At 72.6% G+C, this 26,111-nt stretch carries 18 protein-coding genes and 1 pseudogene; 14 read left to right on the top strand and 5 right to left on the bottom strand.

Going from position 1 to position 26,111, the window contains the following annotated elements; genetic code table 11:
* The first annotated feature begins 77 nt into the window (after positions 1-77).
* Positions 78-1,535 carry a 30S ribosomal protein S1 gene (rpsA, locus tag ACTSKS_RS08530; RefSeq protein ID WP_036315338.1) on the top strand — a complete coding sequence of 486 codons (1,458 nt, stop codon included), beginning with the start codon at positions 78-80 and terminating at the stop codon, positions 1,533-1,535.
* A 135-nt stretch (positions 1,536-1,670) separates the two neighbouring features.
* Here the strand turns inward: rpsA and ACTSKS_RS08525 are convergent, their stop codons facing one another.
* Both ACTSKS_RS08525 and ACTSKS_RS08520 read right to left on the bottom strand, forming a co-directional pair.
* Positions 1,671-2,888 (bottom strand): class I SAM-dependent methyltransferase, encoded by a 1,218-nt coding sequence (locus ACTSKS_RS08525; RefSeq protein ID WP_228062711.1) that lies wholly within the window; start codon positions 2,886-2,888, stop codon positions 1,671-1,673.
* Entirely contained in the window at positions 2,881-3,582 is a 702-nt protein-coding gene (locus ACTSKS_RS08520; RefSeq protein WP_036315334.1) for an IMPACT family protein, read from the bottom strand. The genes ACTSKS_RS08525 and ACTSKS_RS08520 overlap by 8 nt, the downstream gene beginning before the upstream one ends.
* 154 nt (positions 3,583-3,736) lie before the next feature.
* On the opposite strand from ACTSKS_RS08520, the gene coaE (ACTSKS_RS08515) reads away from it, so the two are divergent.
* The 7 genes and pseudogenes from coaE (ACTSKS_RS08515) (at position 3,737) to ACTSKS_RS08485 (ending at position 12,559) form a co-directional block, all read left to right on the top strand.
* Positions 3,737-6,106: a dephospho-CoA kinase gene (gene coaE / locus ACTSKS_RS08515; RefSeq protein WP_041102705.1), complete on the top strand. Its 2,370-nt coding sequence runs from the start codon at positions 3,737-3,739 to the stop codon at positions 6,104-6,106.
* On the top strand, positions 6,103-6,750 hold the full coding sequence (gene coaE / locus ACTSKS_RS08510; protein ID WP_036315330.1) for a dephospho-CoA kinase: 648 nt from the start codon (positions 6,103-6,105) through the stop codon (positions 6,748-6,750). Before coaE (ACTSKS_RS08515) ends, coaE (ACTSKS_RS08510) begins: the two co-directional genes overlap by 4 nt.
* Positions 6,751-6,787: 37 nt before the next feature.
* Positions 6,788-8,917, top strand: a complete 2,130-nt coding sequence (gene uvrB / locus ACTSKS_RS08505; RefSeq protein WP_036315328.1) for an excinuclease ABC subunit UvrB — start codon at positions 6,788-6,790, stop codon at positions 8,915-8,917.
* Positions 8,918-8,994: 77 nt separating this feature from the next.
* Positions 8,995-9,633 carry a SatD family protein gene (locus ACTSKS_RS08500; RefSeq protein WP_437367149.1) on the top strand — a complete coding sequence of 213 codons (639 nt, stop codon included), beginning with the start codon at positions 8,995-8,997 and terminating at the stop codon, positions 9,631-9,633.
* On the top strand, positions 9,630-10,394 hold the full coding sequence (locus tag ACTSKS_RS08495) for a hypothetical protein (RefSeq protein ID WP_036315322.1): 765 nt from the start codon (positions 9,630-9,632) through the stop codon (positions 10,392-10,394). Before ACTSKS_RS08500 ends, ACTSKS_RS08495 begins: the two co-directional genes overlap by 4 nt.
* Before the next feature lie 49 nt (positions 10,395-10,443).
* Positions 10,444-11,283 (top strand): annotated as a pseudogene (locus tag ACTSKS_RS08490) (TerC/Alx family metal homeostasis membrane protein); the annotation flags it as partial.
* A 16-nt stretch (positions 11,284-11,299) separates the two neighbouring features.
* Positions 11,300-12,559 carry a TerC family protein gene (locus tag ACTSKS_RS08485; protein WP_049147868.1) on the top strand — a complete coding sequence of 420 codons (1,260 nt, stop codon included), beginning with the start codon at positions 11,300-11,302 and terminating at the stop codon, positions 12,557-12,559.
* 52 nt (positions 12,560-12,611) lie between these two features.
* Here ACTSKS_RS08485 and ACTSKS_RS08480 read toward each other — a convergent pair whose 3' ends face one another.
* Both ACTSKS_RS08480 and ACTSKS_RS08475 read right to left on the bottom strand, forming a co-directional pair.
* Complete coding sequence (locus tag ACTSKS_RS08480) at positions 12,612-14,078, bottom strand: alpha/beta fold hydrolase (protein ID WP_063189259.1); 1,467 nt, start codon at positions 14,076-14,078, stop codon at positions 12,612-12,614.
* Between the two features lie 32 nt (positions 14,079-14,110).
* Positions 14,111-16,744 carry a DEAD/DEAH box helicase gene (locus tag ACTSKS_RS08475; protein WP_101967467.1) on the bottom strand — a complete coding sequence of 878 codons (2,634 nt, stop codon included), beginning with the start codon at positions 16,742-16,744 and terminating at the stop codon, positions 14,111-14,113.
* A 42-nt stretch (positions 16,745-16,786) separates the two neighbouring features.
* On the opposite strand from ACTSKS_RS08475, the gene ACTSKS_RS08470 reads away from it, so the two are divergent.
* Positions 16,787-17,710, top strand: a complete 924-nt coding sequence (locus ACTSKS_RS08470) for a methyltransferase domain-containing protein (RefSeq protein WP_036382741.1) — start codon at positions 16,787-16,789, stop codon at positions 17,708-17,710.
* Positions 17,711-17,740: 30 nt separating this feature from the next.
* On the opposite strand, the gene ACTSKS_RS08465 is transcribed toward ACTSKS_RS08470, so the two are convergent.
* Positions 17,741-18,421 (bottom strand): MBL fold metallo-hydrolase, encoded by a 681-nt coding sequence (locus ACTSKS_RS08465; protein WP_036315309.1) that lies wholly within the window; start codon positions 18,419-18,421, stop codon positions 17,741-17,743.
* A gap of 114 nt (positions 18,422-18,535) precedes the next feature.
* Between ACTSKS_RS08465 and uvrA the strand changes: the two genes are divergently transcribed.
* From uvrA to ACTSKS_RS08440, 5 genes are read left to right on the top strand one after another with little or no spacing between them, the layout of a single operon-like run.
* Positions 18,536-21,520 (top strand): excinuclease ABC subunit UvrA, encoded by a 2,985-nt coding sequence (uvrA, locus tag ACTSKS_RS08460; RefSeq protein ID WP_036315307.1) that lies wholly within the window; start codon positions 18,536-18,538, stop codon positions 21,518-21,520.
* A 40-nt stretch (positions 21,521-21,560) separates the two neighbouring features.
* Complete coding sequence (locus ACTSKS_RS08455) at positions 21,561-22,232, top strand: lysophospholipid acyltransferase family protein (protein ID WP_095346652.1); 672 nt, start codon at positions 21,561-21,563, stop codon at positions 22,230-22,232.
* Positions 22,225-24,150 (top strand): excinuclease ABC subunit UvrC, encoded by a 1,926-nt coding sequence (gene uvrC, locus ACTSKS_RS08450; protein WP_170747622.1) that lies wholly within the window; start codon positions 22,225-22,227, stop codon positions 24,148-24,150. Before ACTSKS_RS08455 ends, uvrC begins: the two co-directional genes overlap by 8 nt.
* Entirely contained in the window at positions 24,147-25,043 is an 897-nt protein-coding gene (gene rapZ, locus ACTSKS_RS08445; protein ID WP_070709578.1) for an RNase adapter RapZ, read from the top strand. The genes uvrC and rapZ overlap by 4 nt, the downstream gene beginning before the upstream one ends.
* The gene (locus ACTSKS_RS08440; RefSeq protein WP_049147872.1) at positions 25,040-26,086 is read left to right on the top strand and encodes a gluconeogenesis factor YvcK family protein; all 1,047 of its coding nucleotides are present in this window, start codon (positions 25,040-25,042) and stop codon (positions 26,084-26,086) included. The genes rapZ and ACTSKS_RS08440 overlap by 4 nt, the downstream gene beginning before the upstream one ends.
* Positions 26,087-26,111: the final 25 nt, after the last annotated feature.

The following is a 26,111-nucleotide window of genomic DNA, read 5'->3' as shown; positions in this document are numbered from 1 at the left end:
CCCTCTGGTGCCCGGATGCCGCCCACCGGCGGCATCGATCCCGACGTGACCCCCGATCCCAACGGAGTCCCTCCTACATGACCACCACTTCCAACGCCCCGCAGGTCGCCATCAACGACATCGGCTCTGCCGAGGACCTGCTCGCCGCCATCGACGCGACCATCAAGTACTTCAACGATGGCGACCTCGTCGAGGGCACCGTCGTCAAGGTGGACCGCGACGAGGTCCTGCTCGACATCGGCTACAAGACCGAGGGCGTCATCCCGTCCCGCGAGCTGTCCATCAAGCACGACGTGGACCCGGACGAGGTCGTGGCCGTGGGCGACACCGTCGAGGCCCTGGTCCTCACCAAGGAGGACAAGGAGGGTCGCCTGATCCTCTCGAAGAAGCGCGCCCAGTACGAGCGCGCCTGGGGCGACATCGAGAAGATCAAGGAGGAGGACGGCGTCGTCGAGGGCACCGTCATCGAGGTGGTCAAGGGCGGCCTCATCCTCGACATCGGCCTGCGCGGCTTCCTCCCGGCCTCCCTCGTGGAGATGCGCCGCGTGCGCGACCTGGCCCCCTACATCGGCCAGAAGCTCGAGGCGAAGATCATCGAGCTGGACAAGAACCGCAACAACGTGGTCCTGTCCCGCCGCGCCTGGCTCGAGCAGACCCAGTCCGAGGTCCGCTCCAACTTCCTCCACAAGCTGGAGAAGGGCCAGGTCCGCAACGGCACCGTGTCCTCCATCGTCAACTTCGGCGCCTTCGTGGACCTGGGCGGCGTGGACGGCCTCGTGCACGTCTCCGAGCTGTCCTGGAAGCACATCGACCACCCGTCCGAGGTCGTCGAGGTGGGCCAGGAGGTCACCGTCGAGGTCCTCGAGGTGGACATGGACCGCGAGCGTGTCTCCCTGTCGCTGAAGGCGACCCAGGAGGACCCGTGGCAGCTCTTCGCCCGCACCCACGCCCTCGGCCAGGTCGTGCCGGGCAAGGTCACCAAGCTCGTGCCGTTCGGTGCGTTCGTCCGCGTGGAGGACGGCATCGAGGGCCTCGTGCACATCTCGGAGCTGGCCTCGCGCCACATCGACACCGCCGAGCAGGTCGTGTCGGTCAACGACGAGCTGTTCGTCAAGGTCATCGACATCGACCTCGAGCGTCGCCGCATCTCCCTGTCCCTCAAGCAGGCCAACGAGGGCGTGGACCCCGAGGGCACCGAGTTCGACCCGGCGCTCTACGGCATGGCCGCGGAGTACGACGAGGAGGGCAACTACAAGTACCCCGAGGGCTTCGACGTCGAGACCAACGAGTGGATGGAGGGCTTCGAGACCGAGCGCGCCGCCTGGGAGCAGCAGTACGCCGACGCTCAGGCCCGCTGGGAGGCCCACAAGGAGCAGGTGCGCCGCTCCCTCCAGGAGGAGGCCACCGCCGGCGCCGACGCCGGTGCGGGCCTGGGCGGCTCGTCCTACTCCTCCGAGGCCCCGTCCTCGGACGGAGGCACCCTGGCCTCCGACGAGGCCCTCGCCGCCCTGCGCGAGAAGCTCACCGGCAACTGATCGCCGCGGTGCGTGACCGTCCCTGACGGCCCGCGCCGAGCACCCGACGCCCCGTCCCTCCCTCCGGAGGGGCGGGGCGTCGTCGCGTCCCGGGGGGCTGGCCGTGGGGGAGCGGACGGGACCCGACGGCCGCGCTCAGCGGCGCTCGGAGACCGTCACGGTGAACGTGCGGTCGCGCGCCGTCTGCCGGGTCGGCCCGACGAGGTCCTCCAGCACCGGCCGATACCGCAGGTGCGAGTTCCAGACGCACCACAGCCGGCCGCCCGGCTCCAGCACCCGCGCCGCGGCCGCCACCAGCCGGTGGGCCACGGAGGGGTCCACGGCGTTGCCGTCGTGGAACGGGGGATTCAGGAGCACGCACTCCTCCGTCCCGTCCGGCCACGTGGTCAGGGCGTCGTCGCGCACGGCCCGGACGCGGTCCGCCACGCGGTTCGCGCGGGCCGTGGCGAGCGTCGAGGCGACCGCCACGGCGGACTGGTCGGTGGCCAGCACGGTGACGTGCGGCCACAGCCGCGCCGCCCCGACCGAGAGCAGCCCGTTGCCGCACCCCAGGTCCACGAGGCGCCCCGGCGGGCGCGGGTCGTCGGCGAGCGAGGTGAGCAGCAGACGGGAGCCCGGGTCGGCGGCGGCTCCGCCGAAGGTGCCGGCGTGGGCCACCAGGTGCAGGCGCCCCACGCCGGGGACGTCGCGGTCGGCCTCCTCCGGCGGCCGGGGGGTCACGCCGGGACGCGGGCCCCGGGCCGTGAGCACGCGCGCCTTGCGGCGTCCCCGTCCGGCGACGACGTCCTCGAACGCCGCGCCGAGCACCGCGTTCATGCGCGGACTCATGTGCTTGTCGCGGCCGCCGGCCAGCAGGACCACGCCGGGGTCGGCCACGGCTGCGACGATCCGGGACAGCCGGTCGAGCTCGTCGAGCGAGCGGGGCAGCGGCAGCAGGACCGTCCGGGCGCCCCGGGCCGCCTCCTCAGGCGTGGCCGTTCGCTCGAGCTCGCCCGTCTCCCCGCCGAGGCGACCGGCGGCGCGCCACGCGGCGAGGTTCGCGTCCAGCGAGCGCTCGGCGGAGGCGTCGTCCTGGTGGATCCGCACGTCGTGGCCGGCCGTGAGCAGGGGCAGGGTCAGCGCGCCGTGCCGGTCCTCCAGGACGGCCACCGGGCCGGGGACGTGCCCGCTCGCGATCCACCCGGCCAGGGTGTCGAGCAGGAGCAGGTCCGCCGCGTCGTGGGCCTGGCGGTCGGGCTCGGTCGGCAGCGGCCACCGATCCAGCGCCGCGAAGTCCACGCCCGCGGTGAGGTCGTCCGGCAGCCCGCCACGGGCGACATCGGGGGTGACCCCCCGGGGCAGCGGTTCACTCATGGTCCACCCAGTCCTCTCCGATCCGCTCCGCATGCCCCGCGCCGGCCGTGACGTCCGCGAGCCGCGCCGCGAACGCCGCGCGGGCCTCCTCGGTGTCCGGCACGCCGACCGTCAGGCGGACCCCCGCGGCGCCGTAGCTCGCCTCCAGCACGGACACGCCCGCCGCGCGCAGCTCGTTCTCCCACCGGCCGGCGTCGGTGTGGGGCGCCTCCACCGCGAGCAGGGCCAGCCGGGAGCGGGTGCGCAGCGGGGCGGCGTCGAGTGCCCCGGACACCGAGTCCGAGTAGGCGCGCACCAGGCCCCCGGCGCCCAGCTTGATCCCCCCGAACCAGCGCACGACGACGGCGCACACGTCCGTCAGGTCGGTCCGGCCCGGCGCGGTCTCGCGCTGGAGGACGGCCTCGAGCATGGGGACGCCGGCCGTGCCGGCGGGCTCGCCGTCGTCGCTGGAGCGCATCCGGTCCCGGGCGGGGCCGAGGACGAACGCGCTGCACACGTGCCGCGCGTCGTGGTGCCGGCGCCGCAGGACGGCGACCATCTCGCGCGCCTGCGCCTCGTCCTCGACGCGCCCGAGGTAGGTGAGGAAGCGGCTGCGGCGGATCTCCACCTCCCGTTCCAGCCAGCCGTCGGGGTCGCGGGCGGACGCCGGCAGGACCGTGCAGCGCGCGGTCGGGGCGGGGGCGGGATCGGGCATGACCCCACCCTAGGGGCTGGCCGAGGACGGGCACGCCGTCGAGCCCCGACGTGAGCTTCGGTACAGTGGAAGACCGTGCCACCCGGCACCGGCCCACCGGTGAGCGAGCACGCGTGCCGCCGCGGGCCTCCCATGACCCTGTCCCGGGAGACTCATGACTTCCCCGCTCACTCGCCTGCACGACACGTTGGGGCTCCGCACGAGTCCGGCGATCTTCTTCGGCTCGGCCGCCGCGGTCGTGCTCTTCACCGCCGCGATGGGCCTGTTCCCTGGCCCGGTCCAGGCGGCCTTCGGCGTGGTCTCGAGCTGGCTGCGCTACGACGTCGGCTGGATCTACACCCTCAGCCTGACCCTGCTGGTGGCGTTCCTGTTCATCCTCGCCGTGACCCGGTACGGCCGGGTCAAGCTCGGCGACGACGACGCGGTGCCGGAGTACTCCGGCCTGACCTGGTTCGGCATGATGTTCGCCGCCGGCGTCGGCGCGGTGCTGATGTTCTGGGGCATCGCGGAGCCGATGAACCACTACGCCAACCCGCCCATGGCGGGGACGGAGCCGTTCTCCGACCGCGCGGCCTCGGAGGCCATGGCGATCGCGAACTTCCACTTCGGCATCCACATGTGGGCGATCCTGCTCGTCCCGGGCCTGTGCTTCGGCTACTTCACGTACAAGCGCAAGCTGCCCCCGCGCGTGTCCTCCGCCTTCCAGCCCCTCCTCGGCGATCGCATCCACGGCCCCATCGGCAAGACGATCGACATCATCGCCGTGGTCTCCACCGTGTTCGGCCTCGGCGTGTCCGTGGGCCTGGGCGCCCTGCAGATCAACGCGGGCATGAACTACGTGCTGGGCACCCCCGTGGCCGGCTGGGTCCAGGCGCTCATCCTGGCCGTCGTCACCGCCGTGGGCACGGCCTCCGTGCTGGTCGGCATGGACAAGGGCGTCAAGCGGCTGTCCTACGCCAACATCCTGCTGGCGATCGCCCTGCTCGTGTACGTCCTGATGTGGGCCGTCTCCAGCATGGACGTCATCCGCGGCACCGTGCAGGCGATCGGCGAGTACGCCTCCATGCTGCCCGTGCTCTCCACCTACAACGACACGTACAACTCGGGCCAGTGGTCCGGTGACTGGACCGTTTTCTACTGGGCCTGGACCGTGACGTGGGCGCCCTTCGTGGGGATGTTCTTCGCCCGCATCTCACGCGGCCGCACCATCCGCTCCTTCATCATGGCCGGCCTCGGCCTGCCCACGGCGTTCGTCATCATCTGGATGGGCATCTACGGCTACTCCGCGTTCCAGTCGGACCGCGCCACCGCGCCGGCGCCGGGCCAGGGCGGTGACCTCACGCAGACGATCGTCACCGACGGCAACGTCCAGGCCGCCCTGTTCCAGCACCTGCAGGGCACGCCGCTCTACACGGTGGCCGCGGTCGTGGCGCTCGTGGTCATCACGCTGTTCTTCATCACCTCGATCGACTCGGGCGCGCTCGTGATGGACGCGATGGCCAATGGCCACGAGGATGCCGCGCCCCGCCGCCAGTCCGTGTTCTGGGCCGTGTCCATCGGCGCGGTCTGCGCGGCCATCATCCTCACCGCGGGCGAGAACGGCCTGGCGGCGCTGCAGGAGGTCATCATCGTGATCGGCCTGCCCATCCTGCTCATCACCGTCACGCAGGCCGCACTGCTGCTGCAGGCCCTGCGCGAGGACGCGGGTGCCGCGCGGCCCATGCGGACCCGCCAGTGGAAGCAGGTGCTGCCGGTCGAGGAGTACCGCCGCCGCGCCACCGAGGACGGCGTGGACGTCTCGGACTTCGTGATCCGCCCCGAGTTCGAGGTCGGCACCGAGCCGGAGAACGACACGCACACCCCGAAGACGTGGCACCAGCAGCGCATCGACGCGGCCAAGGCCCTCGTCACCGTCGGCCTGACCGGCGGCATCGCCGCGGGCCGCACCGAGGTCGGCGCGGAGCTCGAGCGGCTGGGCGCCGTCGTCGTGGAGTTCGACGACCTGATGGGGGAGATCCTCGTGCCCGGCAACCCCGTGCTCGAGGAGCTCCGCTCGGTCTTCGGCGAGGACATCGTCCGCGCGGACGGCACCCTGGACGCGCGCACCCTCAACCGGCTCACCACCGAGAGCTCGACCGCCCGGACGCGCATGTACGAGATCGTCTCCCCGGCGGTGCGCGACGAGGCGAACCGCCGGGCCCGCGAGATCGGCGAGGACTCCGTGCTGGTGGTCGACCTGGCCCTGCTGGCCGAGACCGGCTCCGGACAGGACTTCGACCAGGTGCTGGCCGTCTCCGCTCCCGCCGAGGTGCGCGTCGCCCGGCTCATGGAGTCCCACGACATGACCCGCGAGCGGGCCTGGGCCTTCATCGACGAGGAGGCGGCGGACGAGGAGCGGGCCGAGATCGCGGACACCGTGATCGAGAACGACGGCTCGCTCGAGGACCTGCAGGAGGCCGTCCGGGCATACTGGGAGGCCAAGATCCAGCCTCAGCTCGAGGCCGCCCGAGGAGAGCGCGTATGACCGAGACCGACCCGGTGGCCGAACGGCCGCGCGTCCATGTGGGCCTGACCGGCGGGATCGCCGCCGGCAAGTCCGCGGTGGCCCGTGTCCTGCAGGAGCGTGGCGCGCTCCTGGTGGACTCGGACGCCCTCGCCCGGCTGGTCCTCGAGAAGGGCACCGACGGGCTGGCCGCCGTCCAGGACGAGTTCGGGGACCGCGTCATCACCGCGGACGGTGAGCTCGACCGCGTCGAGATGGCCCGCATCGTCTTCGGGGACGAGGGCGCCCGACAGCGCCTGAACCGCATCGTGCACCCCCGGATCCGGGCTGCGGCCCGGCGCATCGTCGCCGAGGCCGGGCCGGACGCCGTCGTGGTCCAGGACGTGCCGCTGCTGGTGGAGACCGGGCAGGCGGACGCGTTCGACCTCGTGATCGTGGTGGAGGCCCCGCTCGAGGAGCGCCTGCGCCGGATGGTGGAGGACCGCGGCATGAGCCGCGCGGACGCCGAGGCGCGGATCGCGGCCCAGGCCACGGACGAGCAGCGGCGCGCCGTCGCGGACGTGGTCATCGTCAACGACGCCGACCTCGAGCGGCTCGCGTCCGTGGCGAACCAGGTGTGGGACCGGTTCCTCGCCCCCGGCGCGGCTGAGCCCTCGGCGGACTGACCGCCGGGGTGTCCGGGGCGCGACGTAGGGTTCTGCCATGAGCCTGGCCCAGAAGATCAACCGCGTCGTCGCCCCGTTCGAGGTCATCTCCCCCTACCAGCCCTCCGGTGACCAGCCGAAGGCCATCGCCGAGCTCGCCGAGCGCGTGGAGGCGGGGGAGAAGGACGTCGTCCTGATGGGCGCCACCGGCACGGGCAAGTCGGCGACGACGGCGTGGCTCGTCGAGCGCCTCCAGCGGCCCACGCTGGTGATGGTGCAGAACAAGACGCTCGCGGCGCAGCTGGCCAACGAGTTCCGGGAGCTGCTGCCCAACAACGCGGTCGAGTACTTCGTCTCCTACTACGACTACTACCAGCCCGAGGCGTACGTCCCGCAGACGGACACCTTCATCGAGAAGGACTCCTCCATCAACGAGGAGGTCGAGCGGCTGCGCCACTCGGCCACGAACGCGCTGCTGACCCGGCGGGACGTGATCGTGGTGGCCACCGTCTCCTGCATCTACGGCCTCGGCACGCCCGAGGAGTACATCGAGCAGATGGTCACCCTGCGCCGCGGTGCGGAGATGGACCGGGACGTGCTCCTGCGGCGGTTCGTGCAGATGCAGTACGTGCGCAACGACGTCGACTTCCACCGCGGCACCTTCCGGGTGCGGGGGGACACCGTGGAGATCATCCCCATGTACGAGGAGCTCGCGGTGCGCATCGAGTTCTTCGGGGACGAGATCGAGTCCATCCAGACCCTGCACCCGCTCACCGGCCAGGTGGTGCGCGAGGAGGAGGAGATGTACATCTTCCCGGCCTCGCACTACGTGGCCGGCGACGAGCGCATGGGCCGGGCGATCACCACCATCGAGGACGAGCTGCGGGAGCGGCTGCAGGAGCTGGAGTCCCAGGACAGGCTCCTCGAGGCGCAGCGGCTGCGCATGCGCACCACGTACGACCTCGAGATGATGCAGCAGATGGGCTACTGCAACGGCATCGAGAACTACTCGCGCCACATCGACGGCCGTCCCGCCGGCTCCGCCCCGCACTGCCTGCTGGACTACTTCCCGGACGACTTCCTGCTCGTGGTGGACGAGTCCCACGTGACCATCCCGCAGATCGGCGCGATGTACGAGGGGGACATGTCCCGCAAGCGCACCCTCGTGGAGCACGGCTTCCGCCTGCCCTCGGCCATGGACAACCGCCCGCTGAAGTGGGATGAGTTCCTCGAACGGATCGGGCAGACCGTGTACCTCTCCGCGACGCCGGGCGCCTACGAGCTCGGCCAGGCGGACGGCTACGTCGAGCAGATCATCCGGCCCACCGGGCTGGTGGACCCGCAGGTGGTGGTCAAGCCGACCGAGGGCCAGATCGACGACCTGCTCGAGCAGATCCGGGTGCGCACGGCCAAGGACGAGCGCGTCCTGGTGACCACGCTGACCAAGCGCATGGCCGAGGACCTCACGGACTACCTGCTCGAGGCGGGGGTGAAGGTCGAGTACCTCCACTCGGATGTGGACACGCTGCGCCGCGTGGAGCTGCTGCGGGAGCTGCGCAAGGGCACCTTCGACGTGCTGGTGGGCATCAACCTGCTGCGCGAGGGCCTGGACCTGCCCGAGGTCTCGCTCGTGGCGATCCTGGACGCGGACAAGGAGGGCTTCCTGCGCTCCACCACCTCCCTCATCCAGACCATCGGCCGCGCCGCCCGCAACGTCTCCGGCGAGGTCCACATGTACGCCGACAACGTCACGGACTCCATGCGGCGGGCGATCGACGAGACCGAGCGGCGCCGGGCCGTGCAGATCGCGTACAACGAGGAGCACGGGATCGACCCCCAGCCGCTGCGCAAGCGCATCGCGGACATCACGGACCAGCTGGCCCGGGAGGACGCGGACACCGCCGACTTCCTCAAGGGCATGGGGGGCGTGAAGTCCGGGTTCGACTTCGGCATGGGCCACCGCGGCCTCAGCTCACTGGACCGGGCCCCGGCCACGGGGGAGGGTGCCGAGGCCCCGGCGGTGGACCCGGCGTCGCTGCCCGCCAAGGACCTGGCCGATCTGATCGAGCAGATGTCGCAGCAGATGCACCAGGCGGCGGCGGACCTGCAGTTCGAGCTCGCGGCCCGCCTGCGCGATGAGGTCGGCGAGCTCAAGAAGGAGCTGCGGCAGATGAAGCGGGAGCAGTGACCGCCCGGCGCGTTCCGCGCCCCGGGGTGTTATGAAAACACTGATGAATATCTTCATATCAGTGATAGTGTGACGCCATGAGCGCAGCACCCCCGGTCGCGGCCGTGATCGCGGACATCGTCGGCTCCCGCGCCCTCCCGGACCGGGACCGCGCGCAGGAGCAGATCCTGGCCGCCTTCGCGGCCGCGGAACAGGACGTCCCGCCGCTGCGCCCCGCCTGGGCCAGCGTCGGCGACGAGTTCCAGGCGCTGCACCGCACCTGGCCGGACGCGCTCCGGCTGACCGTCCGCGTCACGCTCGCCCTGCCCCCGGGCCTCGACCTGCGCTTCGGGATCGGCCTGGGGCAGCGGCGGGCCCTGGACGCCGGCGGAGACGGCATCGAGGACGGCACGGCCTGGTATCGGGCCCGCGAGGCCGTCGAGCACGCGCACGAGCGGGCCGCCGGCGCCGCGACCGCCTTCCGTGCCGCGGACCCGTCCCTCACCGCCGCCGTGGACGGGCTCGCCCTGCTGCGCGACCACGTCCTCGGCCGGCTCAAGGCCCGCGAACGCCGGATCGCCGCAGCCCTGCTGGGCGGGGCGACCCAGGCGGAGGCCGCACGGGCGGAGCGGATCACGCAGTCCGCGGTGTCGCAGGCCGTCGCGCGGTCCGGGATCGGCCGGCTGCTCGAGCTGGACGCCGAGCTCGCCGCCGCGGCGACGGAGGTCGCGCCGTGACCGCCCTCGCACTGCTCGCCCTGGGGCTGCACGACCTGCTCGACGCCGTCCTGCCCGGCGCCTGGCCCACCCCCCGGCGGCGGTGGCTGGCCCGGGCCGGCGCGGCGGTGGCCGCCGTCCTCGCCGCGGTGCTGGTGGCCGTCCTGGCGCCGACCGGCATCTCCGTCGCGGTGGGCGGCGGCCTGGTGGCCCTCGGCCTGCTGATGGGCTGGACGTGGCTGCACCCGGACCGGCCGCTCGGGGTGGTCGCGGTGGCGGCCGCGGTCGGCCTGGTGGCCGTGCTCGAGTCGACCCTGGCGCCCGCGGGTCTGCGCTCCGCGCCCCCGGCACTCACGCTGCTGGCGGTGACGGTGGCGCTGACCGAGACCGGCAACCGGGTCACCCGCGCGGTCCTCGCCCTGGCGGGCCGGTCCGCCGACGGGGGCGACGAGGAGGCGGAGGACCCCGCGGCGGAGCCCACGACCGTGCCGTCCGCCGCGCCCACGGACCCCGCGGCCGACGGCCTGCGCGGCGGTCGCTACATCGGGCCCATGGAGCGACTGCTCATGGTCGTCCTGGGGCTCGCGCAGGCCTATCCGGTGATCGCGGCCCTGATGGCGGCCAAGGGCATCGTGCGCTTCCCGGAGATCTCGGCGGACCGCGGAGCCGGCTCGCGCGCGGAGGAGTTCCTCATCGGCTCCCTCGCCAGCTGGGGCCTGGCCGCCGCCGGCGCCGTCGTCGTCTGGCTCGCCCTCGGCTTGACCGCCCCCGGCGCAGCCTGAGACCGGGCCCACCCGCATCCGCGCGCGGGACCGCACCCGTCTAGACTGGCGCGGCCCCCACGAGCCCTCCATGAAGGAGGCCGGCCTGTGGATCGGGTTCTACGTGGCGCTGGCGCTGGTCTTCGCGGGGCTGCTCTTCGCCCTGGGCGATGCGCAGCACGGCACCGAGTTCCTCGCCGGCTGGGTCACCGAGTACAGCCTCAGCGTGGACAACCTGTTCGTGTTCCTCATCATCATGGCCAAGTTCCAGGTGCCCCGCCGCTACCAGCAGGAGGTGCTGATGGTGGGCATCATCATCGCGCTGATCGCCCGCGCGGTGTTCATCGCGGTCGGCGCCGTCGCCATCGAGCACCTGACGTGGGAGTTCTACATCTTCGGCGCCTTCCTGCTCTGGACCGCCTGGCAGCAGCTCAAGGACGACGGCGGGGACGAGGAGTCCGAGCCGGGCGTCGTGGCCCGCCTGACCCGCCGCCTCAACGTGGCGCCGGACTACGACGGCAACCGACTGCGCACCACCGTGGACGGCCGGCGCATGTTCACCCCCATGGTGGTCGTGTTCATCACGATCGGCCTGACGGACGTGATGTTCGCGGTGGACTCCATCCCGGCGATCTTCGGCCTCACCCAGAACTGGTTCATCGTCCTGACCGCCAATATCTTCGCCCTCATGGGCCTGCGCCAGCGGGCCCGACGACGCCCCGCTCCGCCCGCCGCGGGTCGGGGCGTCGTCGTGCGACCGGGTAGACTGACCGGCGACGTAGGGGAGTATCCCGAACACTGTGGACGTCAGCACGCCGCGGCCGCCGAGAGCGCGCCGCCGGCCGGACACAGGGGCCCGGGCCGCGGCCGCGGCGGGCGGAGAGACTTGCGGCACCGTCCTGACCCCTGACGCCGAGAGGTGACCCGTGGAAATCAACGGCCTGACCTGGGGCCTGACGATCGCGCTGATCGTCGGGCTCCTCGCGTTCGACTACTTCGCCCATGTCCGCAAGGCGCACACGCCGTCGATCCGGGAGGCCGCGATCTGGTCCGGCGTCTACGTCGGCCTCGCGCTCGTCTTCGGCCTCGTGTTCTTCGCCTTCGGCGACACCCAGCACGCGGTCGAGTACTACACCGGCTACCTGCTGGAGAAGGCGCTCAGCGTCGACAACCTGTTCGTCTTCCTGGTCATCATGGCCAGCTTTCGGGTGCCGCGCGAGTACCAGCAGAAGGTGCTGCTGTTCGGCATCACGTTCGCGCTGATCTCGCGCACCCTGTTCATCCTGCTGGGCGCCGCCGTCATCGCCGCGTGGTCGGACGTGTTCTACCTCTTCGGCCTGTTCCTGCTGATCATCGCCGGCGGCCAGCTCAAGGGCGAGATGTCCGGCGACGCCGAGGGCGCCCAGGACGAGGCGGACAACGTGATGGTCCGCCTCGTCAAGCGGTTCCTGCCCGCCTCCGAGCAGTTCGACGGCGACCGCCTCTTCACGACGGTGGACGGCAAGCGCCTCATGACGCCGATGCTCCTCGTGATGATCGCGATCGGCGCCACGGACATCCTCTTCGCCTTCGACTCCATCCCCGCGATCTTCGGCGTGACCCAGGAGGCGTACATCGTCTTCACCGCCACGGCGTTCTCGCTCATGGGCCTGCGCCAGCTGTACTTCCTGATCGACGGCCTGCTCGACCGCCTCGTCTACCTGGCCTACGGGCTCTCCGCGCTGCTGGCGTTCATCGGCGTGAAGCTGATCCTGCACGCCCTGCACGAGAACAACCTGCCGTTCATCAACGGCGGCGAGAACGTGCCCGTCGTCGAGATCCCCACGACGCTGTCCCTCGTGGTCGTCGTCGTGATCCTGGCGATCACCGTGGCGATCTCCCTGGCCTCGCCGAAGGGCCAGGCCCTGCGGGCGCTGCAGAACGCCGAGAAGTACTCGTACCGGTACTCGAAGCTGCCCGAGGACGCCGACCCGGCCGAGCGCGAGCGCGCCGCCGCCCTGATGGATCGCTGGACGGCCCGGGCCGAGGCCGTGGACCAGCGCTGGCGCGACCAGCTGCTCGAGCACAAGGACGCGTGGTCGGCCATCATCCGCACGGCCCACGAGACCCGGCTCGCCGATCCCCGTGACGACGACGCGCGCGGGGTCTCCGAGCAGATCGTGCGGCAGGACGGGCCCACCGTCTGAGCCGATCACGGCGCCGGGGAGCCCTCCGCCGGCGCCCGGGCCCCCGGGCCGGTCAGTCGACCGGGTCGGGGGCCGTCGTCGTCCCGGCGCCGTCCGGCGCGGTCATCGCCAGGAGCCGCTCGAGGATCGCCGGTCCGTCGTCGGCGATGCCGTCGTGGTGGAAGGCGTCGGTCTCCCACACCTGCAGGCCGCGGACGCGCCGCGCCGTCTCGAGCGAGAGGTCCCGGTCCACGTACACGTCGTCGGCGTAGACCGCGGCGGCCACGGGGACGGTGTTCTGCGCCAGGGCAGCCACGTCGTAGAGCGGGCCCCACTGCGTGCGCTCGGCGAGCAGCCGCGCCGTGCCGGCCAGGGGCCGCAGCCGGGGGTCGACCTCGACGGACCAGGGCATGACGTGTTCGCCCGTGGGCAGCGGGACCGTGGTCGCCTCCGGGTCGAAGTCCGGGTGCTCGGCGAGCATCCGGGACGCCGACCAGCCGGTGTCCGCCCGGCCGCCGGCCAGGTCCGCCGGCTGCGCGTAGATCGCCTCGTGCAGCACGGTGTAGAGCGGGTTGACGAGGCGGTCGTCCTGGTCGGCGACGGCGGCCAGGAACGTCTCGGACAGGCGCGGCGCGGGTCCGGTGCGGTCCACGGCCTCGGCGAGGACCCAGTGCAGGCGGTCCACGCGGGTGTTGCCGCCCAGCAGCATGCCCAGACCCTGGGCCCGTCCCACGGTGAGCGGCCCGCCGCCGGGCAGGGGGATCGGGGCGCCCGCGGCCTCGGCGGCGCGGATCAGCCCCACGGCCTCCGACCACGCGTCGCGGTCGGCCGGGTGCCGGTCGAAGAACTCCTCGGTGCGGGCGCGCATCCGGGCGTAGGTGGCCCGGTAGACCCGGTCGGCGTGGCCGGTGAGCGGGGCGAGGCCGCCGGTCACCAGGCTGCGCTGCAGGCCCTCCGGGTGGAAGGAGAGATAGCTCAGCGTGCAGAACCCGCCGAAGCTCTGGCCCAGTGTGGTCCACGGCCCGGCGCCGAGGGCGAGGCGCAGCATCTCGGCGTCCCGCACGATCGAGGGCGCCCGCAGGTGCACCAGGTGCTCGGCGCGCGCCTCGTCCGTGGCGAAGGCGCCCGGGGCGGTCAGGGTCGCCACAGTGGCCGGGGTCGAACGCCCCGTGCCGCGCTGGTCCAGCAGCAGCACGCGGTGGCTCTCGGCCAGCGCGCCGAGCCAGCCGCTCAGGCGCGCCGGGCGGGGCCCGGCACTGCCGGGGCCACCCTGGAGGTACAGGGCCCAGGGGCGCTCGCCCTCGGGGTCGTCCTTCGCCCGGATCTCGCGGGCGAAGACGGTCAGCGTGCCGCGCCCGTGCGGCCCGACGCCGGTGCCCGCCGCGTCCTGCGCCTCGGCCTCGGCGAGGCCCAGCGCGTGGTCGATCGGCACCGAGAACCAGTGGTCCACCGTGACGGTGCCGTCGTAGAGCTCGGTGCGCTCGCCCACGCGGTGGCGGGCCGGCTCGAGGGGAGCGAAGCCGCGCGGGTCGCCCGCCACGGGCCGTCCTGCCGCCCGAGCGTCCCCGGCGCTCACAGGCCCCACCCGGACTCGGGCGCGCCCACGGAGACCACCCGGATCACGGGATGGCCCGCCTCGTCGGAGGCGTCCAGGTCGACCACGGCGTTGATCCCGTGGTCCAGGTCCCCGTCCGGGTCCTTCAGGACCTGCCGCACCGCCCACCAGCGCGGGCCGGCCAGCTCCAGCGGGGCGGCGACGTCGGGGGCCGCGGCCACGCGGAACAGCTCGGGGCCGCGCGCGGCGGGGCCGTCGTCGATGTCCTCGTGGTCGTCGAAGTAGGCGTCGAGGGCGTCGGCCCAGTCGTCGGCGGACAGCTCGCCGGACAGGCGCGCGAGCGCCTCGTCCCGCTCGTCGCCGAACAGGCGCACCCGCTGGAACATCGCGTTGCGGACCATCACCCGGAACACGGGCTCGTTGTCCGTCAGGCGAGGCGGGGCCGGCGGCTCGAGCGCCTCCATGTCCCGGCGCAGCTCGTCGATGTCCCCGGCCACCAGGTCCTCCCACTCCTCCAGGAGGGACGAGTCGGTCTGCTTCACCATCTCGTCGAGCCAGTCCAGCAGCACCTGGAGCTCCTCGGTGCGGGCCGCCTCGGGGACGGTGTGGCGCAGTGCCTTGACCGCGTCCGTGAGGTAGCGCAGCAGCACGCCCTCGGACCGGGCGATCCCGTAGAACCGCACGTAGTCGCCGAAGCCCATGGCCCGCTCGAACATGTCGCGCACCACGGACTTGGGGGTCAGCTCGAACTCCGCGAGCCACGGGGCGTCCTGCCGGTAGAGCTCGAACTGCTGCTCGAGGAGCTCGGCCAGCGGCCGCGGGTGGGTGATCTCGTCGAGGGCCCGCATGCGGTCGTTGTAGTCCATGCCCTCGGCCTTCATGGCGGCCACGGCCTCGCCCTTGGCGTGCTTGACCTGGGCGGAGAGCACCTGGCGCGGCGGGTCGAGGGTCGCCTCGATCACGGAGACCACGTCGAGCGCGTGGTCGGGATCGGCCGGGTCCAGCAGGTCGAGCGCGGCGAGGGCGAAGGGGGAGAGCGGCTGGTTGAGCGCGAAGTCCGGCTGCAGGTCCACCGTGAGGTCCACGGTGCGGCCCTCGGCGTCCGGTTCGGGCAGACGCTCGACGACGCCCGTGGCCAGCAGCTCCCGGAAGATCCCGAGCGCGCGGCGCATGAGCACCGCCTGGCGGGCCGGGGTCTCGTGGGTGCCGCGCAGCAGGCGCCGGACCGCGATCACCGGGTCGCCGGGCCGGTCGAGGATGTTCAGCAGCATGGAGTGCGTGATCCGCATGCGGGAGACCAGCGGCTCCGGCTCGGCGGAGACGAGGCGCTCGAACGTCGCCGGCCCCCACGAGACGAAGCCGGCCGGCGGGGTCTTGCGCTTGCCGGACTTCACGGACTGCTTCATGCGCTTGGCCCGCTCGGCCTCGTCCTTGACGTTCGCGAACTTCGCCGCGGCCTTGCGCTCGGCCGCCTTGTTCTCGATCACGTGCTCGGGGGCCTGGACCACCACGGTGCCGGAGGTGTCGAAGCCGGCCCGGCCCGCCCGGCCGGCGATCTGGTGGAACTCGCGGGCCTGGAGCAGGCGGGTCTTCTCGCCGTCGAACTTGGAGAGCGCGGTGAGCAGCACGGTGCGGATCGGCACGTTGATCCCGACGCCCAGCGTGTCCGTGCCGCAGATGACCTTGAGCAGCCCGTCCTGGGCCAGCTTCTCCACGAGGCGGCGGTACTTGGGCAGCATGCCCGCGTGGTGCACGCCGATGCCCGCCCGGACGAGGCGGTTCAGGGTGTGCCCGAAGCCCGCGGAGAAGCGGAAGCCGGCGATCCGCGCGGCGATCGCCTCCTTCTCCTCCCTGGACGTCACCGAGATCGAGGACAGACCCTGGGCCGTCTCCACAGCGTCCAGCTGCGAGAAGTGCACGATGTACACCGGTGCCTGGTGGGTGCCCACGAGCTCCTCGACCTTCTCCTGCAGCGGCACCTCGGACCACTCGAACGTCAGCGGGATGGGGCGCTGCGCGTGGGCGACGACGGCGACCTCGCGCCCGGTGCGCTCGGTCAGGTCCGCCTCGAGGCGGGTCGTGTCGCCGAGGGTGGCCGACATCAGCAGGAACCGGGCCTGCGGCAGCTCGAGGAGGGGCACCTGCCAGGCCCAGCCGCGGGAGGGGTCCGCGTAGTAGTGGAACTCGTCCATCACCACGGTGCCGATCTCCATGCCCGAGCCCTCGCGCAGCGCGCGGTTGGCGAGGATCTCGGCCGTGCAGCAGATGATCGGCGCGTCACCGTTGACGGTGGAGTCACCCGTGACCATGCCCACGTTCTCCGCGCCGAACACGTCCACCAGCGCGAAGAACTTCTCCGAGACGAGCGCCTTGATCGGCGCCGTGTAGTAGGAGACGGCGTCGTGGGCGAGCGCGTCGGCGTGCGCGGCCAGCGCCACCAGGGACTTGCCGGAGCCGGTGGGCGTCGCCAGGATCACGTGCCGGCCCTGGACGAGCTCGAGGGCGGCCTCCTCCTGGGCGGGGTAGAGCGAGATCCTGCGGTCCTCGGTCCAGGCCGCGAAGGCCCCGAAGACGTCGTCGGCGTCCGGGGCCGGCGGGAGCGCGTCGATGCGGTCGGTCAGCGAGGGCGGGTTCGTGGCGGCAGAAGTCATCGCCCCCAGGGTATCGGCCGCTCCGCGCGATACGGTGCCGCCATGAGTCAGATCGCGCCCGAGAGCCCGCACCCGGACACCGACGCCGTCGTGGGGGACGTGACCGGCCGACAGGGCGGGGGGTTCACCTGGGATCCCGCGCAGTACGAGGGCTTCGCCGAACACCGCGCCCGCCCCTTCCACGACCTGGTGGGGCGCGTGCGCGCCGAGGCCCCGCGCGTCGTGGTGGACCTGGGCTGCGGCCCGGGGACCCTGACCCGGACGCTGGCCGAGCGCTGGCCGGACGCCGAGGTGATCGGTCTGGACGACTCGCCCGCCATGCTGGAGCGGGCCCGGGAGCAGGCGGCCCGCACGGGCGCCCCCGCCAACCTGCGCTTCGAGGCGGTCGACGCCTCGCAGTGGCGCCCGTCGGGGGCGACGGACGTCGTGGTGTCCAACGCGATGCTCCAGTGGATCCCGACGCACCGTCGCCTGATCCGGCGCTGGCTCGGGGACCTCACGCCGGGGGCGTGGTTCGCGGCGCAGATCCCGCGGCCCTACGAGCAGCCCTCCCACGCGGCGATCGTGGCGCTGGCGGAGGACCCGGCCTTCTCCGAGCCGCTGCACGGGGTGGCGACGACCCGCACCGTGGCGCCGCCCGAGGAGTACACGCGGCTATTCCTCGAGGCGGGGTGGTCCCCGGTCGTCTGGGAGACGGAGTACCAGCAGGTGCTGACGGGCGAGGACCCGGTGTTCCGGTGGACCTCCGGCGCGGCCCTGCGACCGAGCCTGCAGGCCCTGGCCCGCTGGGACGCCGAGGAGGGCGCCGCCGAGGGCGCCGGGCTGCTCGAGGCGTTCGTGGACCGGTACCGCGCCGCCATGCGCGAGGCGTACCCGCCGGTGCCCGGTGTCACGGCCGACGACGGCGGCCCGGTCACGATCTTCCCGGCCCGGCGCCTGTTCATGGCGGGGCAGAAGCCGGCCTGACGCTGGGCCCGGGACCGCCCGGGCGCACCGTCACCAGCCGCGCTCGGCCCACTCCGGCAGGTGGGGGCGCTCGGCGCCCAGGGTCGTGGAGGCGCCGTGGCCGGGGTGGACCACCACGTCGTCGTCGAACGCGTCGAAGATCCGATCGCTCACGTCCGTGAACAGCTGACGGAACCGGCCGTCGTCGCCCTCGGTGTTGCCCACCCCGCCCGGGAAGAGGGAGTCGCCGGTGAAGAGCACGGCCGGCTCGTCCGCCTCGGGGCGGCACACCAGCGCGATGGACCCGGGCGTGTGGCCGCGCAGGGCCACCACCTCGAGCCGGAGCCCGTCCGCCCCCACGGTGTCCCCGTGGCGCAGGCGCACGTCGGGGGCGACCCCCGTGGCCTCGGCGATCGCGTCGGCGTCGTCCTCGCCGGCCGCCGTGCGGGCCCCGGTCAGGGAGGCCAGCGCCGGCAACGCGCGCACGTGGTCCCAGTGTCGATGCGTGGTGACGATCATCTCGAGGCGCGGCTCGCACGGGGTGTCGTCCGCGGCCGAGGCGATGAGGTCGCGGATGGCCTCGGCCTCGGCGGCGGCGTCGATCAGCACCTGCGCCCCCGTGGTCTTGGAGGTGAGCAGGTACACGTTGTTGTCCATCTCCGACACGGAGCAGGTGCGCACCGTGACGGCGGGCAGATCGTGCAGGAGGCGGTTCCGGGCGGTCTCGGGCATGCGCAACAGTGTACGGACGGGGCGGTGAGGCGCCAGGGCGGGCCCGGCCCGCGGTGGGTTCGCCCACAGGCGAGACCCCGGTGTCGTGTCCGTACCCGCCCCTATGCTGGCCGCGTGCCCAAGAACTCCTCCACCACCGTCTCCTCCGCCGTCGAGGCCCACCCCGGCGGCCTCGCCTCCGGCCCCGGCGGCGCGCGCTCGGGCGAGCGGGACCGCATCGTCGTCCAGGGCGCCCGCGAGCACAACCTGAAGGACGTGGACGTCAGCTTCCCGCGGGACGCCATGGTCGTGTTCACGGGTCTGTCCGGCTCGGGCAAGTCCTCCCTGGCCTTCGACACGATCTTCGCCGAGGGCCAGCGACGCTACGTCGAGTCGCTCTCCTCCTACGCCCGCATGTTCCTGGGCCGGGTGGACAAGCCGGACGTGGACTTCATCGAGGGCCTGTCTCCGGCCGTGTCCATCGACCAGAAGTCGACCAACCGCAACCCGCGCTCCACGGTGGGGACCATCACCGAGATCTACGACTACATGCGCCTGCTCTGGGCGCGTGTCGGGGTGCCGCACTGCCCGCAGTGCGGCGAGCCGGTGAGCCGGCAGACCCCGCAGCAGATCGTGGACCAGCTCGAGGAGCTGCCCGAGCGCACCCGCTTCCAGGTGCTCGCGCCCGTGGTCCGCGGCCGCAAGGGCGAGTTCGTGGACCTGTTCAAGGACCTGTCCACGCAGGGCTTCGCCCGCGCCGTCGTGGACGGGGAGACCGTCCAGCTCTCGGACCCGCCCGTGCTGAAGAAGCAGGTCAAGCACACCATCGCCGTCGTCGTGGACCGCCTCGCCATGAAGGAGGGCATCCGCCAGCGCCTCACCGACTCGGTGGAGACCGCCCTGAAGCTGGCGGACGGCCTCGTCGTGGCCGAGTTCGTGGACGTGGAGCCGGTCGCCGAGAAGGGCAGGAAGAACACCGCGGAGTTCGGCGGGCGGGACGCCGAGGGCAACCCCCGGTACCGCTCGTTCTCCGAGAAGCTCTCCTGCCCCAACGGGCACGAGCAGACCGTGGACGAGATCGAGCCGCGCTCGTTCTCCTTCAACAACCCGTTCGGCGCGTGCCCCGAGTGCACCGGCATCGGCTCCCGTCTGCAGGTGGACCCGGACCTCGTCGTCGCCAACGACGAGCTGTCCCTGCGCGAGGGCGCCGTCGTGCCGTGGTCGCTCGGCAAGTCCACCTCGGACTACTGGCTGCGCGTGCTCGGCGGGCTGGGCAAGGAGATGGGCTTCTCCCTGGACACCCCGTGGAAGGACCTGACGGAGGCGGAGCGCGACGCCGTCCTGCACGGCAAGGACTTCAAGGTGGAGGTGACGTTCCGCAACCGGTTCGGCCGCGAGCGCCGCTACACCACGGGCTTCGAGGGCGTCATCCCCTACGTGATGCGCAAGCACGGGGAGACCGAGTCGGACGGCGCCCGCGAGCGCTACGAGTCGTTCATGCGGGAGATCCCGTGCCCGGCGTGCCACGGGGCCCGCCTCAACCCCACGGTCCTGAACGTGCTCGTGGGCGGCCTGTCCATCGCGGACGCCACCCGCCTGCCCATGCGGGAGGCCATGGAGTTCTTCTCGGGGCTGCGGCTGACGGACCGGGAGCGGCAGATCGCGGACCAGGTGCTCAAGGAGATCCTGGCCCGGCTGGCGTTCCTGCTGGACGTCGGCCTGGAGTACCTCAACCTGGAGCGGCCGGCCGGCACCCTCTCTGGAGGCGAGGCCCAGCGCATCCGCCTGGCCACGCAGATCGGCTCCGGGCTGGTCGGCGTCCTCTACGTGCTCGACGAGCCGTCCATCGGCCTGCACCAGCGGGACAACCGCCGCCTCATCGAGACCCTCCTGCGCCTGCGGGACCTCGGCAACACCCTCATCGTCGTCGAGCACGACGAGGACACGATCGCCGAGGCGGACTGGATCGTGGACATCGGTCCTCGCGCGGGCGAGCACGGGGGCGAGGTCGTGCACTCGGGCTCCCTGGCGGATCTCAAGGCGAACACGCGGTCCGTCACCGGCGACTACCTCTCCGGGCGCCGCTCCATCGCGGTGCCGGAGCGGCGTCGCGTCCCGGAGAAGGGGCGCGTGCTGACGGTCCGCGGCGCCCAGGAGAACAACCTGAAGGACGTCTCGGTGGAGGTCCCGCTCGGGGTCCTCACGGCCGTGACGGGTGTGTCCGGCTCGGGCAAGTCCACGCTGATCAACGAGATCCTCTACAAGGTCCTGGCCAACCGGCTCAACGGCGCCAAGCTCGTGCCCGGCCGGCACCGGTCCGTGGAGGGGCTCGAGCACCTGGACAAGGTGGTCCACGTGGACCAGAGCCCCATCGGGCGCACGCCGCGCTCCAACCCCGCCACCTACACCGGCGTGTTCGACGCGATCCGCAAGCTCTTCGCAGAGACCCCCGAGGCGAAGGTCCGGGGCTACCAGCAGGGCCGGTTCTCCTTCAACATCAAGGGCGGGCGCTGCGAGGCGTGCGCGGGGGACGGCACGCTGAAGATCGAGATGAACTTCCTGCCGGACGTCTACGTGCCGTGCGAGGTGTGCCACGGGGCCCGGTACAACCGGGAGACGCTCGAGGTCACCTACAAGGGCAAGAACATCGCCGAGGTCCTCGACATGCCGATCGAGGAGGCCGCGGACTTCTTCAGCGCGTACACCCGCATCTCGCGGTACCTGGACACGCTCGTCGACGTCGGTCTGGGCTACGTCCGCCTGGGCCAGCCCGCCACCACGCTCTCGGGCGGCGAGGCCCAGCGCGTGAAGCTGGCGGCCGAGCTCCAGAAGCGCTCCAACGGCCGCACCATCTACGTGCTGGACGAGCCGACCACGGGGCTGCACTTCGACGACATCCGCAAGCTCCTGCACGTGCTCCAGTCCCTCGTGGACAAGGGCAACACGGTGCTCACCATCGAGCACAACCTCGACGTGATCAAGAGTGCCGACCACGTGATCGACCTCGGCCCCGAGGGCGGCTCCGGGGGCGGCACGATCGTGGCCGCGGGCACGCCGGAGGAGGTCGCACACGTCGCGGAGAGCCACACGGGCCGGTTCCTCGCGGAACTGCTCGCGTAGCATGGACCCCGCCCACGCAGGACGCGGACGAAGGAGAGCCATGGCGACGTCGGAGCCCGTGCGCAGGAGCGCCGCCGCGCTCCTGCGGCTCACCTGCCGCCCCGAGGTCGTCGGCATGGAGCACGTCCCTGCGCGGGGCCCCTTCGTCATGGCCTCCAACCACCTGTCCTTCGTCGACTCGGTGATCCTCCAGGCCCTCGCCCCCCGCCCGGTCCACTTCTTCGCCAAGGAGGAGTACTTCACGGGCGCGGGCCTGCGGGGCCGCGTCCGGCGGCGGTTCTTCGAGTCCGTGGGCTCCGTCCCCGTCCGCCGGGGCGAGCAGGCCGCCTCCGTGGCCGCGCTCGAGTCCCTCGTGGGCCTGCTCGAGTCCGGCCAGGGCGTCGGCATCTACCCGGAGGGCACCCGCAGCCGCGACGGCCGCCTCTACCGCGGCCGCACCGGTGCGGCCTGGCTGGCCCTGGCCACCGGCGCACCCGTGGTGCCCGTGGGCCTCGTCGGCACGCAGCACCTCCAGCCGCCGGACACGAACGGCTTCCGTCCCCACCGGTTCTCCGTGCGCGTGGGCGCGCCCCTGGACTTCGGCCACCCCGGGCGTCGACACACCCTGCCGCAGCGCCGCGACGCGACGGCGGCGATCATGGACGCCATCGGCGCGCTCTCGGGGCAGGAGCGGGTGGACGCCTACAACGCCGCCCCGGGTGCCCGTGGCTGATCCGGCCTCCTACCGCCCGGCTCCGGGCGAGATCTCCACGTCGCCCGGCGTCTACCGCTTCCGCGACGCGGACGGACGCGTCGTCTACGTCGGCAAGGCGAAGAACCTGCGCGCCCGCCTGAGCTCCTATTTCCAGGACCCCGCCCGGCTGGCCACCAAGACCCGGACCATGGTGTTCACGGCGGCCGCGGTCGAGTGGACCGTCGTCGGCTCCGAGCTGGAGGCGCTCCAGCTCGAGTACACGTGGATCAAGGAGTACCGCCCCCGGTTCAACATCATGTACCGGGACGACAAGTCGTACCCGTACCTGGCCGTGACCATGAACGAGCAGTTCCCGCGCGTCCAGGTGATGCGCGGCGACCGGAAGCCCGGCGTGAAGTACTTCGGCCCGTTCCACCCGGCCAAGGCGATCCGCGAGACCGTGGACCTGATGCTGCGCGTCTTCCCGGTCCGCACGTGCTCGGCCGGCGTGTTCAAGCGGGCCCGCGCCCAGGACCGGCCGTGCCTGCTCGGCTACATCGGCAAGTGCTCGGCGCCCTGCGTGGGCCGGATCAGCCCGGCGGACCATCGCGCGCTGGCCCAGGACTTCTGCGACTTCATGGCCGGGGACGCGAACCGGTTCATCCGCGAGCTGGAGAAGGCCATGGCCCGTGCCGTCGAGGAGCTGCGCTACGAGGACGCGGCCCGGCTGCGGGACGACATCGCCGCGCTGCGCCGCGTGTTCGAGCGCAACGCCGTGGTGCTGCCGGAGAACACGGAGGCGGACATCTTCGCCCTGCACGCGGACGAGCTGGAGGTCGCGGTGCAGGTGTTCCACGTCCGGCAGGGACGCATCCGCGGCCAGCGCGGCTGGGTCATGGAGCGCGTGGAGGACGTCGCCGAGCCGGAGATGGTCGCGCACCTGCTCCAGCAGGTCTACGGCGACCTCGAGGGGCCGGAGCGCATCCCGCACGAGATCCTCGTCCCGGTCGAGCCCGGCGACGCCGCACAGCTCACCGAGTGGCTCTCGGGCCTGCGCGGGTCCCGGGTCGCCGTGCGCGTGCCCCGGCGGGGCTCGAAGGCGGACCTCATGGAGACCGTCCGGGAGAACGCGGAGATGGCCCTCAAGCTGCACAAGTCGCGGCGGTCCGGGGACCTCACCACCCGCTCCGCCGCCCTGCGGGAGCTGCAGGAGGCCCTGGAGATCACCGAGCCCCTGCTGCGCATCGAGTGCTACGACATCTCCCACTCCCAGGGCACCAACGTGGTCGGCTCGATGGTCGTCATGGAGGACGGGCTGCCGAAGAAGAAGGACTACCGCCGCTTCAACGTCACGGGGGAGGCCGCCCGGGACGACACGGCGTCCCTGCGCGACGTCCTGCGGCGTCGTTTCGCCCGCCTGGCCAAGGAGCGCGCGGAGGGCGCCCCGCTCTCCGGTCAGGTCGAGGGGGACGATCAGGAGGCGGGGCGCCGCTTCGCGTACCCGCCCTCGCTCGTGGTGGTCGACGGCGGCCCGCCCCAGGTGGCCGCGGCCGCGGCGGTCCTCGAGGAGCTGGGCCTGGACGACCTGCCCGTGGTCGGGCTGGCCAAGCGGCTCGAGGAGGTGTGGCTGCCGGGCGACGAGTTCCCGGTGGTCCTGCCGCGCACCTCGGAGGGCCTGTACCTGCTCCAGCGCATCCGTGACGAGTCGCACCGGTTCGCGATCGCGGGCCACCGCAGCCGGCGGTCCAAGGCGATGACCGTCTCCGCCCTGGATGGGATCCCGGGCCTGGGCCCGGCCAAGCGCACCGCGCTGCTGAACCACTTCGGCTCCGTCGCCGAGATCCGGGCCGCCGGCGTGGACCGGCTGACCGAGGTCGCCGGCATCGGGCCGCGGCTGGCCGAGGCCGTCCACACGGCGCTCACGGCCGACACGCCCGCGGATACAGTGGAGTCATGATCGAGGAGACCCTCCAGCCGGAGAAGCCGCCGACATCCGAGGTGCTCGTGATCGCCGGGATGTCCGGCGCCGGACGGACCACCGCCGCGCACGCGCTCGAGGACCACGGCTGGGACGTGGTGGAGAACATGCCGCCGGCCCTGTTCGGCACGCTGGCCGAGCTCATCGCCCGCTCGCCGGAGGCGTTCCCGCGCCTGGCGATCGTGGTGGACGTGCGCTCGCGCTCCTACTTCGAGGAGCTGTACGCCGCCCTGCAGCACCTGGCCAACAGCGGAGTGGAGTATCGCACCGTGTTCCTCGATGCGGAGGACCACGTCCTCCTGCAACGCTTCGAGGCCGGCCGCCGCCCCCACCCGATGCAGGGCAACGCCCGGCTGCTGGACGGCATCCGCGCGGAGCGGGACGTCGTCGAGCCGCTCAAGGCGCGTGCCGACGTCGTGGTGGACACCACCGAGCTGAACGTGCACGGCCTGGCCACGGAGATCACCGAGCTGTTCTCGGAGTCCGGCCCCGTCACGCTGCGCCTGACCATCATGAGCTTCGGGTTCAAGTACGGCGTCCCGGCGGACGCGAACTTCGTGGCGGACATGCGCTTCATCCCCAACCCCCACTGGGTGCCGGCGCTGCGTCCGCACACGGGCACGGAGGCCGCGGTCGCGGACTACGTGCTCTCCCGCCCCGGTGTCGAGGACTTCCTGCGCGCGTACGTCGCCATGCTGGGGCCGGTGTTCGAGGGCTACCGGCGGGAGAACAAGCACTACGCCACGCTCGCCATCGGCTGCACGGGCGGCAAGCACCGCTCCGTGGCCGTCGCCGAGGAGCTGGCCCGGCGTCTGGCCCAGGTGCCCCACGTGACGGTGCACGTCCAGCACCGGGACATGGGGCGCGAATGACGTCCCCGCTCACCGGCCAGCTGCCCCTGCCGCCCGGGATGGGTTCGGAAGGGCGCGGGGTGGGCGCCGGCATGTCCCGCCCCACGGCCCGGGTCACCGCCCTCGGCGGCGGCCACGGCCTCTCCGCGTCCCTCGCGGCCCTGCGGCACGTGGCCGGGCACCTCACGGCCGTCGTCACGGTGGCGGACGACGGTGGCTCCTCCGGCACCATCCGCCGGGAGATGGCGGTGCTGCCGCCCGGCGACCTCCGCATGGCGCTGGCCGCCCTGTGCGACGACACCGACTGGGGTCGGACCTGGGCCCACGTCATGCAGCACCGCTTCCGCTCCACCGAGGTGCCCGCCGACCAGGCCACCCTGGACAACCACGCGCTCGGGAACCTCCTGATCGTCGCCCTCTGGGAGCTGCTGGGCGACCCGGTGGACGGGCTGCGCTGGGCCGGCGCCCTGCTGCGGGCGCACGGTGAGGTCCTGCCGGTCTCGCGGGTGCCGCTGACCATCGGCGGGGACGTGCTCAGCGCCGGCCCGGACGGCCGCCTGCGCACCCGATGCGTGGAGGGCCAGGTGGCCCTCGCGGTCGCCGCGTTCGAGGGGCGCGTCACCGACGTCCGCCTGAGCCCGTCCGACGCCCCCGCCACCCCGGAGGCGCTCTCGGCGATCGAGCTGGCCGACTGGGTGGTGCTCGGACCCGGCTCGCTGTACACGTCGGTGCTGCCGCACCTGCTGATGCCGGACGTGCGCGCGGCCCTCGCCGCCACCACCGCCCGGCGCCTCATGGTGCTGAACCTGCGCACGGGAGACCAGGAGACCACCGGCCTCACCCACGCCGACCACCTCAAGGTGCTGCGCTCCTATGCGCCGGACCTCCGGCTGGACGTGGTGATCGCCGACGTGGACGCGGTCACCGACCGGGCGGCGGTGGAGGCCGAGGCGGCCCGGATGGGCGCGCGCGTGGCGTTCAGTAGAGTGAGCAGTGCCCAGGATCCCCAGGTCCACGACCCGCTGCGCCTGGCCGTCGCGATCGACGAGGCGATGACCCACTGACGCGCGCACCTCGCCGAGAAGGAGC

This window comes from Micrococcus sp. TCR-5 (assembly GCF_052220525.1).
GTDB classification, from domain to species: domain Bacteria; phylum Actinomycetota; class Actinomycetes; order Actinomycetales; family Micrococcaceae; genus Micrococcus; species Micrococcus luteus.
Note: the sequence above shows the minus strand (reverse complement) of the source record. Positions and strands in the feature narration are given on the sequence as shown.

Bases quoted from the DNA above. Each gene is read 5' to 3' on its own strand.
- rpsA (WP_036315338.1), top strand. From the start codon at position 78: ATGACCACCACTTCCAACGCCCCGCAGGTCGCCATCAACGACATCGGC.
- ACTSKS_RS08525 (WP_228062711.1), bottom strand. From the start codon at position 2,888: ATGAGTGAACCGCTGCCCCGGGGGGTCACCCCCGATGTCGCCCGTGGC.
- ACTSKS_RS08520 (WP_036315334.1), bottom strand. From the start codon at position 3,582: ATGCCCGATCCCGCCCCCGCCCCGACCGCGCGCTGCACGGTCCTGCCG.
- coaE (WP_041102705.1), top strand. From the start codon at position 3,737: ATGACTTCCCCGCTCACTCGCCTGCACGACACGTTGGGGCTCCGCACG.
- coaE (WP_036315330.1), top strand. From the start codon at position 6,103: ATGACCGAGACCGACCCGGTGGCCGAACGGCCGCGCGTCCATGTGGGC.
- uvrB (WP_036315328.1), top strand. From the start codon at position 6,788: ATGAGCCTGGCCCAGAAGATCAACCGCGTCGTCGCCCCGTTCGAGGTC.
- ACTSKS_RS08500 (WP_437367149.1), top strand. From the start codon at position 8,995: ATGAGCGCAGCACCCCCGGTCGCGGCCGTGATCGCGGACATCGTCGGC.
- ACTSKS_RS08475 (WP_101967467.1), bottom strand. From the start codon at position 16,744: ATGACTTCTGCCGCCACGAACCCGCCCTCGCTGACCGACCGCATCGAC.
- ACTSKS_RS08470 (WP_036382741.1), top strand. From the start codon at position 16,787: ATGAGTCAGATCGCGCCCGAGAGCCCGCACCCGGACACCGACGCCGTC.
- ACTSKS_RS08465 (WP_036315309.1), bottom strand. From the start codon at position 18,421: ATGCCCGAGACCGCCCGGAACCGCCTCCTGCACGATCTGCCCGCCGTC.
- ACTSKS_RS08455 (WP_095346652.1), top strand. From the start codon at position 21,561: ATGGCGACGTCGGAGCCCGTGCGCAGGAGCGCCGCCGCGCTCCTGCGG.
- rapZ (WP_070709578.1), top strand. From the start codon at position 24,147: ATGATCGAGGAGACCCTCCAGCCGGAGAAGCCGCCGACATCCGAGGTG.
- ACTSKS_RS08440 (WP_049147872.1), top strand. From the start codon at position 25,040: ATGACGTCCCCGCTCACCGGCCAGCTGCCCCTGCCGCCCGGGATGGGT.